This window comes from Caulobacter sp. 05T431 (genome assembly GCF_056665975.1).
This window is the reverse complement of sequence record NZ_JBFTKU010000003.1, coordinates 181,283-194,478: the sequence shown is the minus strand read 5'-3', so window position 1 is coordinate 194,478 and position 13,196 is coordinate 181,283. Positions and strand designations below refer to the sequence as shown.

The window sequence follows — 13,196 nt, the reverse complement described above, 5'->3', positions numbered from 1 at the left end:
GACGCTCGTCTCCCGCCCCTCAGTGGAAATCCCGGCTCCGCTGCAGCCGTCCCGACGTCCGCATCCGCACCGTCGGGGCCGGCGCTTCGGGATCCTCCTTCATCCGCGCCAGTTCGGACGACAGGTCGGTGAAGCTTTCGGCCACTACGTGGATCACGCCGTCGGCGGCCTGGACCTTGCCGTGGACGATCAGGAACGAGGCGCTCATCACCGTGCGGCGGTTGGCGTCGAAGCAGTCCTTCCAGACCACCGCATTGGCCACGCCCGTCTCGTCCTCCAGGGTGACGAACACCACGCCCTTGGCGGTGCCCGGCCGCTGGCGGATCAGGACCAGGCCGGCGACGCTGACCTTGCGGCCGTCGCGCACGCCCTTCAGGCGGTCGGCGGTCAGGACGCCCATCCGATCCAGCATCGGCCGGAAGAAGCGTAAGGGATGGGCCTTCAGCGACAGGCTGGTGGTGCGGTAGTCCTCGGCCACGTCCTGGGGCAAGGCCATGGCCGGCAGGGCGACGGCGTCCTCGAACAGCGGCAGGCCGGCCAGCAGCGGCGCCTGGCTGTCGACCCTGGCCTCGCCCTTCAGCCCCTTGACCGCCCACAGGGCGTCGCGGCGCTTGAGGCCGGTCGAGGCGAAGGCGTCGGCCTCGGCCAGCAGTTCCAGCCCGCGCTGCGAGACCCCGGCGCGGGCGAAGTCGGCCGGCGTCCGGGCCCCGGCGGCGCGGGCGGCGACGAGCCGTTCGGCGTCGTCTTCCTTGAGGCCCTTGATCTGACGCAGGCCCAGGCGGACGGCTTTCCAGAACGGGCGGGTGTCCTCGTTGGAGAGCTTGTCGGGAGCGGGCCTGAAAACCCCGCCGTCCCCAGCGGCCCTAGCCTCCAGCGTGCAGTCCCAGTCGCTCATCATCACGTCCGGGGCCCGCGCCTCGACCCCGTGCTCCCTGGCGTCGCGCACCAGCTGGGCCGGCTGGTAGAAGCCCATCGGCTGGGAATTGATCAGGGCCGCGCAGAAGACGTCCGGCCAGGCCCATTTGATCCAGGCCGAGACGTAGACCAGCTTGGCGAAGCTGGCCGCGTGGCTTTCCGGGAAACCGTACGAGCCGAAGCCCTCGATCTGCTTGAAGCAGCGGGTGGCGAAGTCGCGTTCGTAGCCGCGCGAGACCATGCCCTCGACGAACTTGTCGCGGTACTGGGCCGGATCGCCCAGGTTCTTGAAGGTGGCCATGGCCTTGCGCAGGCCGTCGGCCTCGTCGGGCGTGAACTTGGCCGCCTCGATGGCCAGGCTCATGGCCTGCTCCTGGAAAAGCGGCACGCCGTAGGTGTTGCCCAGGATGCTCTGGAGCTCGTCGGCCGGGCCGTGCTCCGGCGACGGGGCCGGGAACTCGACCGGCTCCAGACCCTGTCGCCGCCTTAGATACGGATGGACCATGTCGCCCTGGATCGGGCCCGGCCGGACGATCGCCACCTCGATCACAAGGTCGTAGAACCGGTTGGGCCGCAGCCGGGGCAGCATCGACATCTGGGCCCGGCTTTCCACCTGGAACACGCCCACGCTGTCGGCCTTGGACAGCATGTCGTAGACGCCCTTCACCTCGGTGGGCACATGAACCAGGTCGGTGATCGGCTGGCCGTGGTCGGCGCGCAGCATGCCGAACGCCCGCTGGATGGCGGTCAGCATGCCCAGGGCCAGCACGTCGACCTTCATCAGGCCCAGGCTGTCGATGTCGTCCTTGTCCCACTCGATGAAGGTGCGGTCGGCCATCGCCGCGTTGCCGATCGGCACGGTCTCGTCCAGCCGCCGCTTGGTCAGGACGAAGCCGCCCACGTGCTGCGACAGGTGGCGCGGGTGCTGCAGCAGCTCGGTGGCCAGGGCGATGGCGCGGGCGATCTGCGGGTTCCTGGGGTCCAGCCCTGTCTGGCGGATGTGCTCATCGGGCAGGCTGTCGCCCCAGCTGCCCCAGACAGTGTTGGCCAGGATGGCGGTGATGTCCTCGGTCAGGCCCAGGGCCTTGCCGACGTCGCGGATGGCGCTGCGCGGACGATAGTGGATGACCGTGCCGCAGATGGCCGCGTACTCCCGGCCATAGCGCTCGTAGACGTATTGCATCACCTCCTCGCGCCGCTCGTGCTCGAAGTCGACGTCGATGTCCGGCGGTTCGCCGCGGTTCTCGGAGATGAAGCGGGTGAACAACAGGCGGTGCTCGGTGGGATCGATCGCCGTCACCCCCAGGCAGAAGCAGACCGAGGAATTGGCCGCCGAGCCGCGCCCCTGGCACAGGATGCCCATCTCCCGCGCCTTGTGGACGATGTCGTGCACGGTGATGAAGTAGTTGGGGTAGTCCATCTTGGCGATCAGCCGCAGCTCCTCGCGCAGCTGGTCGGCGACCTTGGGCGACACACCGTTCGGATAGCGCCAGGCCGCCCCCGCCCAGGTCAGGTCGGTCAGGTGCTGCATGGCGGTCTTGCCCGGCGGCACGGGCTCGTCGGGATACTGCTCCTTCAGGTCGCCCAGGTCGAAGCCGATGCGCTCGACGATCTCCACCGTGCGCTCCACCGCCCCCGGCCAGCGCTCGAACAGCCGGACCATCTCGGCCGGGGTCTTGATGTGGCGTTCGGCGTTGGCCTCCAGGCGGAAGCCGGCCTCGGTGATCGCGCAGCCCTCGCGGATGCAGGTCATCACGTCCTGCAGCGGCCGCCGCTCGGGGCCGTGATAGAGCACGTCGTTGGTGGCGACCATCGGCGCCCTGGCCTCGCGCGCCAGGTCCGACAGCCGCGACAGGCGCTTGAGGTCCTGGGCGGCGTAGGCCCGGCTGGCGGCCAGCCACACCCGGCCGCGCAACTCTCCGGCCATGCGGGTCAGGTCCGTCTCGAAGGTCTCGTCCAGTTTCGCGGGCGGCACGACCAGGGCCAGCTGGCCGTCGGCGTGCTCCAGGAAGTCCTTCCAGGTGAGATGGCATTCGCCCTTCTCGGCCCGGCGCTGGCCGACGGTCAGCAGGCGGGTCAGGCGGGCGAAGGCCTCGCGGTCKGACGGATAGACCAGCAGGCTGGGCGTCCCGTCCATGAAGTCCAGCCGGCAGCCGGTCAGGGCGCGGACCTTGAGGTCCTTGGCCGCCGTCCAGGCGCGGACCACCCCGGCCAGGCTGTTACGGTCGGCCACCCCGACAGCGGCCAGGCCCAGGCCTTCGGCGGTCGTCATCAACTCGTCCGCGTGGGAGGCCCCGCGCAGGAAGGAGAAGTTGGTGGTGGCCTGGAGCTCGGCGTAGCCCGCCATCAGACCCTCCTCCCGTGGGGGAGGGACTTACCCGAACAAGCCATGCAACCACCACTTCGGGGCCTTCTCCCCATCGCCGTACAGCCCCGCCCGGAAGATCCAGAACCGCTCGCCGCCCTCGTCCTCCACCCGGTAATAGTCGCGCACCTTGCCCGGGCCGATCTCGTCGAAGGCCTTGCGCCACCATTCCTGGCCGATCCGCTCGGGCCCCTCGGCCAGGCGCACGCGGCGCGACTTGCCGCGCCAGCGGAACTGGACCGGCGGATCGTCGGGCAGCTTGGCCATCACCTCGATCGCCTCGGGTCGACGCAGCAGGCGCGAGGGCCTGGGACGGTCGGGATCCCAGGCGTCGTCCGGTAAGGACTCCAGCGGCGCATGACGCGCCACCGAGCGCTCGGGCACATGGCTCTGGTGCGGGTCGGCGCGCCAGACCCGATCCTCGCCCAGGCGGTTGATCAGCCGGTCGATCAGCGGCGCCAGGCCCTCCTCCAGGCTGACCCCGCCGTCGGCGTCGAGACTGCGCTGCGCCGTCGACAACGGCTCGACGTCGTCGGTCCACAGGGTGACGACCTCGATCCCGAAACCGGGATCGACCACATCCAGCTTCGGCTTCAGCAGCTTGGCGATCCGCACGGCGTCGCGGCCCGGACGCGACAGGCCCACGCGCACCGGCTGGTCCTTGCCGTCCAGGCGGTGGAACACCAGCTCGAACCGCCGCGCGCCCTGGCCCTCGGCCTCCAGCCGCGCGCACAGCAGGGCGCAGATGTCGGACGTCACCCGCTCCAGGTCCTCCAGGGCGCTGATCGGCTCGAAGAAGGCCAGGCGGTCGAACCAGGGCGTGGCGGGGCGACGGAAGGTCAGGGCCTCGCGGGCCGCGCCCAGGGCCTGGTCGATGCGCAGCACGGCGGAAAGGCCGAAGCGCTTGGCCAGCTGGGCGCGCGGCAGGGCCAGAAGCTGGCCGACGCTGAACAACCCCAGGCGCGGCAGCTGGGCCTGGGCCGCCTCGTCCAGGCGCAGGGCGGCGACGGGCAAGAGCGCCACCAGCGGAGCCTGGCCGCCGGGCGGGGCGATGGTGCGGTCGGGGGCGTAGCGGGCCAGGGCCCATGCCGCGCCAGGGGTGTCGGCGATCGCGCCCCGGGCCGGCGCGCCCCAGCGGGCCAGGCGGTCCAGCAGGTCGTCCAGCATCATGGCCTCGCCGCCCCACAGGTGCGAGACGCCCTCGACATCCAGGAACAGGCCGTCCAGGCCGTCGATGGCCACGGCGGGCGAGAAGCGCACGCACCAGTCGCACAGGATCTCCAGCGCCGCGCGGTCGCCGTCCGGGTCGTGGTCGGCGGTCACCAGGTCCGGGACCAGGGCCGCGGCGTCGGCGGCCTTCTGGCCGACGTGCAGGCCGAGCAAGGCGGCCGCCTCGTCGACGGCGGCCAGACGGCGGGTCCCGCCCTCGGTGGCGACCAGGGCGACGGGGGGCGGTGGAGTCCCCTTCGTCGGCTTCGCCGCCACCAAAGCCCCGGAGGGGGTTTCAGCCGACGAGCCGAAGTTCGGGTTCACCCGCCGCCACGTCGTGATCGGCCAGTTGCGACACCAGACGGAAAGGATGCGGGCCATCAAGGGCCTCCGCTTGTTCGAGGATCCAGGCGCCGGGACGACCGCCCCGGCAGCGTTCGAGTTCGGCGCGCCAGCGCGGCGGGCCCAGGCCCGGCTCGCCCGGCGGCGGCTGGCTGGGCGCGGCGGCGATGCGCCAGCGGGTCTGGGCGGCCGCGCCGGAAACCTCCCGCGCCYTGCCCGCCGGTCCGCCATAGGGCCGTCGCCGCAGCAGCACGCCCGTCGCGCCGCGCCGCTCGCAGGCCAGCTGCAGGCGACGGCCGGCCTTGAGGTCGGGGCTTTCGGCCTCGCCGATCGCGGCGGCGACGCCCACCGTGGCCAGGGCGTCTTCCAGCACCGCCAGCACCTCGGCCTCGTCGCGGGCCCGCACCTGGATCAGGCGCTGGACGGGGAAGCCCAGATTGACCAGGCCCGGCGCGTGCAGGTCGTCGCGCCGCATCACCCAGACCACCGCCCCCTTGGCGGCCAAGGGGCGCAGCATCAGGGCGGTGAAGGCGGCGGGCGCGGCGCCCGTCTCCTCCTCCAGCCCCGAACCGCCCACCTCGTGCCAGCCGCCGCGCTGCAGGCCGCCGGCCGGGAAACAGCCGTCGATGCGCGGATCGCCGAACGGCAGGACGGGAGGCGGAGTCCGGGTCCCCGCCTCCAGGGCGGCGATCTGGGCTCTCAAAGCCGAAAGGGCGGGTTTCGCCCCGGCCATCCTCGCATCTCCAATGTTCCACTTTTGTTCTGATCTTCCGGGGTTGGAGAGTCAAGCGGAGCCCGTCATGGTGCGTCAAACGGCCGTATGAAGCCGCCGGGAGTTCCCATGCCCTTCGCCCTGCCCTTCAAGCGCGTACTGATCGCCAATCGCGGCGAGATCGCCGTCCGCATCGCCCGGGCGGCGGCGGAGCTGGGGATCGCCGGCGTGGCGGTGTTCGCGACCGACAAGGCCGACGCTCCGCACGTGACGGCGGCCGATGCGGCGACCGCCCTGCCCGGCGCCGGCCCGCGCGCCTATCTCGACATCGCCGCCGTGGTGGGCGCCGCCCAGGCCGCCGGCTGCGACGCCCTGCACCCCGGCTACGGCTTCCTGGCCGAGAACCCGGCCCTGGCCCGGGCCTGCGCGGCGGTGGGGATCACCTTCGTCGGCCCCTCCCCCGCCCATCTGGAGACCTTCGGCGACAAGGCCCTGGCCCGCTCCCTGGCCCTGGCCAAGGGCGTGCCCCTGATCGAGGGGACCGGCGCCCTGGACCTGCCCGCCGCCCAGCGGTTCTTCGCCCATCACGGGCCAATGATGCTGAAGGCGGCGGCCGGCGGCGGCGGGCGCGGCATGCGCCCGGTGCGCGAGGCCGGCGAGGTCGAGGCCGCCTTCGAGGCCTGCGCCCGCGAGGCCCAGGCGGCGTTCGGCGACGGCGCGCTCTATGCCGAGCGGCTGATGGACGGCGCCCGCCACATCGAGGTGCAGGTGGCCGGCGACGGGCTGCAGGTGGTGGCCGTGGGCGACCGCGACTGCTCGCTGCAGCGCCGCCGCCAGAAGCTGGTCGAGATCGCCCCCGCCCCGAACCTGCCGGACGCGACCCGCGCCGCCCTGTTCGACGCCGCCGTCCGCCTGTGCGCCAGCTATCGCACCCTGGCGACGGTGGAATTCCTGGTCGGCGCCGATGGAGCGTTCGCCTTCATCGAGGTCAACGCCCGGCTCCAGGTCGAGCACACGGTGACCGAGGAGGTCACGGGCGTCGATCTGGTCCGCGCCCAGTTCGAGCTGGCCGGCGGGGCCGGCCTGGCGGACGTCGGCCTGGCCACGACGCCACCCGCCCACGGCTATGCGATCGAGGGCCGGGTCAATCTGGAGACCCTAGCCGCCGACGGGACGCCCCAGCCCTCGACCGGGACGATCACCGCCTACCGGCCCCCGGGCGGTCCCGGCGTGCGGGTCGACGGGGCGGGCGCGGCGGGACAGGTCGTCACCGGCGCCTATGACAGCCTGCTGGCCAAGGTCGTGGGGCGCGGCCGGACGCCGGCCGAGGCGGCGGGACGCGCGGCCCGGGCCCTGGCCGAGTTCCGCATCGAGGGCGTCGACACCACCATCCCGCTGCTGCGCGTGCTGCTGGCCGAGCCGGCCACGATCGACGGGACGGCGACCACCGACTTCATCGACCGCGAGGCCGGGCGGCTGTTCGAGGCCGTCGGCGCGCCGGCCGCCGGTCCCGCCTTCGGCGCCGAGGAGGGCGCGGTCGTCGCCCCGCTGCAGGCCCTGGTCGGCGTCGTCGAGGTGGCCGAGGGCGACCTGGTGCGCCCCGGCCAGGCGGTGGCCGTGCTGGAGGCCATGAAGATGGAGCACCTGGTCCACGCGCAGACCGGCGGCCGGGTGGTGCGGGTCGCCGTCTCGCCGGGCGAGCCGGTGCGGCCGGGCCAGCCCCTGCTCTATCTGGAGCCCGCCGAGGTCGAGGGCGATGAGGCCCTGGCGGCCGAAGTCGTCGATCCCGACGCGATCCGCCCCGACCACGCCGAGGTCATCGCCCGCCATCGCTTCACCCTGGACGAGGCCCGGCCCGAGGCGGTGGCCAAGCGCCGCAAGACCGGCCACCGCACCGCGCGCGAGAACATCGACGACCTGGTCGATCCGGGCAGCTTCCTGGAATACGGCGCCCTGGCCATCGCCGCCCAGAAACGCCGGCGCTCGACCGAGGACCTGATCGCCGCCACGCCCGCCGATGGCCTGATCACCGGCGTGGGCAGCGTCAACGGCGCGCTGTTCCCCCCGGACAAGGCCCGGGTCGCGGCCCTGGCCTACGACTTCACCGTGCTGGCCGGCACGCAGGGGGCGATGAACCACCGCAAGTCCGACCGCCTGCTGGCCGTGGCCGAAGAGCAGCGCCTGCCGATCGTCTGGTTCGCCGAGGGCGGCGGCGGACGGCCGGGCGACACCGACACCACGGCGGTGGCGGGCCTGGACGTGCCGACCTTCCGCAGCCTGGCGGCCCTGTCCGGCGTCGTGCCCAAGATCGCCATCGTCGCCGGTCGCTGCTTCGCCGGCAACGCCGCCATCGCCGGGCTGTCGGAGATCATCATCGCCACCAAGGACTCGAACCTGGGCATGGGCGGCCCGGCCATGATCGAGGGCGGCGGGCTGGGCGTGTTCCGGCCCGAGCAGATCGGCCCGGCGGCGCATCAGTGGGCCAACGGCGTGATCGACATCCTGGCCGACGACGAGGCCCACGCCACGCGTTTGGCCAAGCAGGCCCTGTCCTATTTCCAGGGCGCGACGGTGGACTGGACCTGTCCCGACCAGCGCCTGCTGCGCCAGGCCGTGCCGGAGAACCGCCTGCGGGTCTATGACGTGCGGGCGTTGATCGCCGGACTGGTCGACACCGGCTCGTTCCTTGAGCTGCGCGGCGGCTTCGCGGCGGGGATGATCACCGGCCTGGTCCGGATCGAGGGCCGCCCCCTGGGGCTGATCGCCAACGATCCGCGCCACCTGGGCGGGGCGATCGACGGCGACGGAGCCGAGAAGGCCGCGCGGTTCCTGCAGCTGTGCGACGCCTTCGGCCTGCCGGTGCTCAGCCTGTGCGACACCCCCGGCTTCATGGTGGGTCCCGACAGCGAGGACGCCGGCGCCGTGCGGCGGGTCAGCCGCCAGTTCATCGCCGGCGCCAAGCTGCGCACACCGCTGCTGACCGTGGTCACCCGCAAGGGCTACGGCCTGGGCGCCCAGGCCATGGCCGGCGGCAGCTTCCACGCCCCGCTGTTCATCGCCGCCTGGCCGACCGGCGAGTTCGGCGGCATGGGCCTGGAGGGCGCGGTGCGGCTGGGCTACYGCAAGGAACTGGAGGCCGAGACCGATCCGGCCAACCAGAAGGCGCTCTACGACCAGTTGGTCGCCAAGCTCTATGCGGCCGGCAAGGCGACCAGCATGGCCGCGGCCCTGGAGATCGACGCCGTGATCGACCCGGCCGACACCCGTCGCTGGATCCTGGGTGGGCTGGACGCGGCCGCGGGCGTGACGCGGCCCTGGGCGGTGCGGGTGGACAGCTGGTGACCACGCGGCTGACCCGGGACGAGCTGCCGGTCGACACGGCCGCCCTGGCCCGCTTCCTGGTCGGCAAGGTGGTGGTGCGCGAGACGGCCGAGGGCGTCATCAGCGGCCGCATCGTCGAGACAGAGGCCTATGTCCTGGGCGACGCGGCCAGCCACGCCTTCCGGGGCATGACGCCCCGCACCCGCCCCATGTTCCTCGAGCGCGGCCACGCCTATGTCTATCTGAACTACGGCACGTCCTGGATGCTGAACGTCTCCAGCGAGGCCGAAGGGATCGGGGCCGGCGTGCTGATCCGGGCGCTGGAGCCGCTGGAGGGGATCGCCCTGATGCAGGCCAACCGCGGGACCGAAAAGCCGCGCGACCTGGCGCGGGGGCCGGGGCGGCTGTGCCAGGCCTTGCAGATAGGCCCCTGGGCCGACGGCCTCGACCTGTGTGCGGAGGGCCCGCTCTGGCTGGGACGCGACGAGGTCGATCCCGGCGAGATCGGGCTCAGCGTCCGGATCGGCATCACCAAGGATGCCGACCGGCTCTTGCGTTTCTACGTGCGCGGCAGTCCGTTCATCAGCGGGACGAGGGCGCTCAATGTCTAAGCCGCTTCCGGACATCGTCGCGCCCGGCTTGTCGGTCGTGTTCTGCGGGCTGAACCCGGGATTGTCGGCCGCCGCCTCGGGCCATCATTTCGTCGGCCGGAGCAACCGGTTCTGGCGGGTGCTGCACCTGGCCGGGTTCACGCCGGACCTGATCGCGGCGGAGAACGACGCCGGCCTGCTGGCCTACGGCCTGGGGATCACCAGCGTGGTCGAGCGGCCCACGGCCGGCGTCGACGACTTGGCGCGGTCGGAGTTCGTGGAGGCCGCCGCCGGGTTCGAGGCCTGGGTCCGGCGGTGGGCGCCGCGCCATGTCGCCTTCCTGGGCAAGGCCGCCTATTCGGCCATAATGGATCGCCGGGTCGTGTCCTGGGGACGGCAAGCCGAGCCCTTCGGCGGCGCCGTGGCCTGGGTCCTGCCCAATCCCAGCGGCCGCAACCTCGCCTTCAGCCAGGACGCGCTGGTGGCGGCCTATCGCGAGCTGCGCCTGGCGGCTGAAGGAGCCTGAACATGAGCGAAGTCGATGTCGCCACCGACGGCCCGGTCTGGACCGTCACGATCAATCGCCCGGAGAAACGCAACGCAGTGAACCCCGAGGCGGCCCTGCAGCTGCGCGCCGCCTTCGACGCCTTCGAGGCCGACGAGGTCGCCGCCGTGGCCGTGCTGACCGGGGCGGGCGGGACGTTCTGCGCGGGGTTCGACCTGGCCGTCGCCGCCTCCGGCGAGGGCGAGCGCTACGACCCGGTCGGCGAGGGTCCGATGGGGCCGACGCGGCGGCTCTTGTCCAAGCCGGTGATCGCCGCCGTCGAGGGCCACGCGGTGGCCGGCGGACTGGAGCTGGCCCTGTGGTGCGATCTGCGGGTGGCGTCGGAAGCCGCGATCTTCGGGGTGTTCTGCCGGCGCTGGGGCGTGCCGCTGATCGACGGCGGCACGGTGCGGCTGCCCCGCATTGTCGGCCAGGGCCGGGCGCTGGACATGATCCTGACGGGCCGCGCGGTCGAGGCGGCCGAGGCGCTGAGCTGGGGCCTGGCCKACCGCGTGGTCCCGGCGGGTCAGGCGCTGACGGCGGCCCAGACCCTGGCCGCCCAGATCGCCGCCTTCCCGCAGGTCTGCCTGCGCGCCGACCGCGCCTCGGCCTTCGGCCAGTGGGACGCCTCGCTGGAGGAGGCCCTGAAGGCCGAAGGGATCGGCGGACTGGAGCCGCTGCGCCGTGAGGCCCGCGCCGGCGCCGCGCGGTTCAAGGACGGCGAGGGGCGCGGCGGGAAGTTCTGAGAACTCTCAAGAACCGCTCATCCCGGCGAATGCCGGGACCCAGATCCTAAAGCTGGGTAGTGGATTGGAAGGGCTCAGCGCTTGTGGCGTCAACCTCACCGCCATTCCATCTGGGTCCCGGCATTCGCCGGGATGAGCGGAAGTGAAATCTAGAACCGCGCCTTGCCGCGCCACCACTGGCTGACCAGCATCGGTCCGAAGGCGGCGCTGATGCCGCAGGCGTCGGCGAACAGGTCGAACCACGAGGCGTCGCGGCCGACGAAGCCCTGCAGGATCTCGATCCCGCCGCCGAACGCCAGGATCACCAGGCCGATGCGGTGCAGCCGGCTCTGCGGCAGGGCCAGGGCGGCCAGGATGCTCAGCACGTAGAAGACGATGAAGTGCTTGGCCTTGTCCCACGGGATCAGGCCGATGCTGTCGTCGTCGGGCAGCAGGGCCCGGGCCAGGGCGTAGGCCGAGGCGGCCAGGAAGACGATGAAGACCAGGCGGTTGATCTTGCGGGCGCGGATGGACATCGAGGCTCCGGGTTGGGTCTCCCGCACCTAGCCGTTCCGGTGAGGCTTGAAAATGGCGGGACGACGCCTCGGCCATATCCTCTCGCCGGCTGCACGCGGTCTGCACCGTCTTCCCTCTCCCCTTGCGGGAGAGGGTGGCGGTCCGCAGGACCGTCGGGTGAGGGGTCGCACGAACGCAAAAGCCGCGCCCAGTCGAACGATCGAACGCGGCTTAAGCTTTTGAGAGACCCCTCATCCGGCCTGCTACGCAGGCCACCTTCTCCCGCAAGGGGAGAAGGAGCAGAGCGATCCTAGAACGTCAGGGCGCGGGCTTCCTTGACGTGCGGCAGGGCCTGGATCTTGGCCAGCAGGGCCTCGTCCGGGGCCTGGTCGACGCCGACCAGGGCGATGGCGTCCTCGTCGGCCGAGACGCGGCCCAGGTTGAAGGTGGCGATGTTGACGCCCGCCTCGCCCAGCAGCATGCCCAGGGCGCCGATGAAGCCCGGCTTGTCCAGGTTGTTGATGTAGAGCATGGCCGGCGAGAAGCCCGCGTCCAGCTCCATGCCCTTGACCTCGACGATGCGCGGCGCGCCGGCGATCACCGTACCGGCGAAGGCGCGCTTGCCCTTCTCGGTGGTGATGGTGATGCGCATCAGGCTGTCATAGGTGGGGCTGACCTCCTGGCGGCTCTCCGAGACGGTGATCCCGCGCTCCTTGGCCACGGCCGGGGCGGAGACCATGTTGATCTCGGCCAGCATCGGCTTGAGGATCCCGGCCAGGGCGGCCGAGCTCATCGGCTTGACGTTCAGCTTGGAGACCTCGCCCTCGAAGGCGATGTCGATGGCCGAAATGCCGAAGTCGACMATCTGGCCGGCCAGGGCGCCGATCTTCTCGGCCAGGGCCACGAACGGCTTCAGCTTGGGGGCTTCTTCCGCCGTGATCGACGGGCTGTTCAGGGCGTTGGTGACCGCGCCGGTCAGCAGGTAGTCGCTGACCTGCTCGGCGACCTGCAGGGCCACATTCTCCTGGGCCTCGCTGGTGCTGGCGCCCAGGTGCGGGGTGGCCACGACCTTGTCCGAACCGAACAGCGGGTTTTCCTTGGCCGGCTCGGTGACGAACACGTCGAAGGCCGCGCCGCCCACGTGGCCGTCGTCCAGCAGCTTGCGCAGGGCCGTCTCGTCGACCAGGCCGCCGCGGGCGCAGTTGACGATCAGCACGCCCTTCTTGGTCTTGGCCAGGTTCTCGGCCGACAGGATGTTGCGGGTCTTGTCGGTCAGCGGCGTGTGCAGGGTGATGACGTCGGCGCGGGCCAGCAGCTCTTCCAGCTCGACCTTCTCGACGCCGATCTCGATGGCGCGTTCCGGCGACAGGAAGGGGTCGTAGGCCACGACCTTCATCTTCAGGCCCAGCGCCCGGTCGGCGACGATGCCGCCGATGTTGCCGGCGCCGATCAGACCCAGGGTCTTGGCGAACAGCTCCACGCCCATGAAGCGGTTCTTCTCCCACTTGCCGGCCTGGGTGGAGGCGTCGGCTTGGGGCAGCTGGCGGGCCAGGGCGAACATCATGGCGATGGCGTGCTCGGCCGTGGTGATCGAGTTGCCGAAGGGCGTGTTCATCACCACGATGCCCTTGGCGGTGGCGGCCGGGATGTCGACGTTGTCGACGCCGATGCCGGCGCGGGCGATGACGCGCAGCTTATGGGCGGCGGCGATCACGTCCTTGTCGAGCTTGGCGCCCGAGCGGATGGCGATGCCGTCGTAGTCGCCGATCACGGCGATCAGCTCGTCCTTGGACAGGCCGGTCTTGATGTCGAAGTCCAGGCCGCGGTTCTTGAAGATGTCGACGGCGGCGGGGCTGAGCTTGTCAGCGATGAGGACGCGGGGAGCGGTCATGGGAGCTCTCTTGCTTTCGGGCCTTCCGGCTGCGGGAAGGACGGAATGGGGGTGTTGGCTTGAGCG

Annotated in this window: 9 protein-coding genes; 4 read left to right on the top strand and 5 right to left on the bottom strand. The window is 71.8% G+C overall.

From position 1 onward, the window contains the following. Positions 1-19 precede the first annotated feature (19 nt). Genes AC1U89_RS04835 through AC1U89_RS04825 form a run of 3 tightly spaced genes read right to left on the bottom strand, consistent with a single transcriptional unit; the run spans position 20 to position 5,564 of the window. Positions 20-3,262 carry an error-prone DNA polymerase gene (locus AC1U89_RS04835; protein ID WP_479898601.1) on the bottom strand — a complete coding sequence of 1,081 codons (3,243 nt, stop codon included), beginning with the start codon at positions 3,260-3,262 and terminating at the stop codon, positions 20-22. A 27-nt stretch (positions 3,263-3,289) separates the two neighbouring features. Beyond that, positions 3,290-4,870, bottom strand: a complete 1,581-nt coding sequence (locus AC1U89_RS04830) for a Y-family DNA polymerase (RefSeq protein WP_479898600.1) — start codon at positions 4,868-4,870, stop codon at positions 3,290-3,292. Continuing rightward, complete coding sequence (locus tag AC1U89_RS04825) at positions 4,785-5,564, bottom strand: ImuA family protein (protein WP_479898599.1); 780 nt, start codon at positions 5,562-5,564, stop codon at positions 4,785-4,787. Before AC1U89_RS04825 ends, AC1U89_RS04830 begins: the two co-directional genes overlap by 86 nt. Positions 5,565-5,684: 120 nt before the next feature. On the opposite strand from AC1U89_RS04825, the gene AC1U89_RS04820 reads away from it, so the two are divergent. From AC1U89_RS04820 to AC1U89_RS04805, 4 genes are read left to right on the top strand one after another with little or no spacing between them, the layout of a single operon-like run. After that, the gene (locus tag AC1U89_RS04820; protein WP_479898655.1) at positions 5,685-8,885 is read left to right on the top strand and encodes an acetyl-CoA carboxylase family protein; all 3,201 of its coding nucleotides are present in this window, start codon (positions 5,685-5,687) and stop codon (positions 8,883-8,885) included. Then, on the top strand, positions 8,882-9,475 hold the full coding sequence (locus tag AC1U89_RS04815; RefSeq protein WP_479898598.1) for a DNA-3-methyladenine glycosylase: 594 nt from the start codon (positions 8,882-8,884) through the stop codon (positions 9,473-9,475). The genes AC1U89_RS04820 and AC1U89_RS04815 overlap by 4 nt, the downstream gene beginning before the upstream one ends. After that, positions 9,468-9,980, top strand: a complete 513-nt coding sequence (mug, locus tag AC1U89_RS04810) for a G/U mismatch-specific DNA glycosylase (protein WP_479898597.1) — start codon at positions 9,468-9,470, stop codon at positions 9,978-9,980. The genes AC1U89_RS04815 and mug overlap by 8 nt, the downstream gene beginning before the upstream one ends. Positions 9,981-9,982: 2 nt before the next feature. Next, positions 9,983-10,744, top strand: coding sequence for a crotonase/enoyl-CoA hydratase family protein (locus tag AC1U89_RS04805; RefSeq protein WP_479898596.1), 762 nt, complete (start codon positions 9,983-9,985; stop codon positions 10,742-10,744). Positions 10,745-10,893: 149 nt separating this feature from the next. On the opposite strand, the gene AC1U89_RS04800 is transcribed toward AC1U89_RS04805, so the two are convergent. Continuing rightward, positions 10,894-11,259, bottom strand: coding sequence for a VanZ family protein (locus AC1U89_RS04800; protein WP_479898595.1), 366 nt, complete (start codon positions 11,257-11,259; stop codon positions 10,894-10,896). Positions 11,260-11,549: 290 nt separating this feature from the next. After that, the gene (serA, locus tag AC1U89_RS04795) at positions 11,550-13,130 is read right to left on the bottom strand and encodes a phosphoglycerate dehydrogenase (RefSeq protein WP_479898594.1); all 1,581 of its coding nucleotides are present in this window, start codon (positions 13,128-13,130) and stop codon (positions 11,550-11,552) included. Positions 13,131-13,196: the final 66 nt, after the last annotated feature.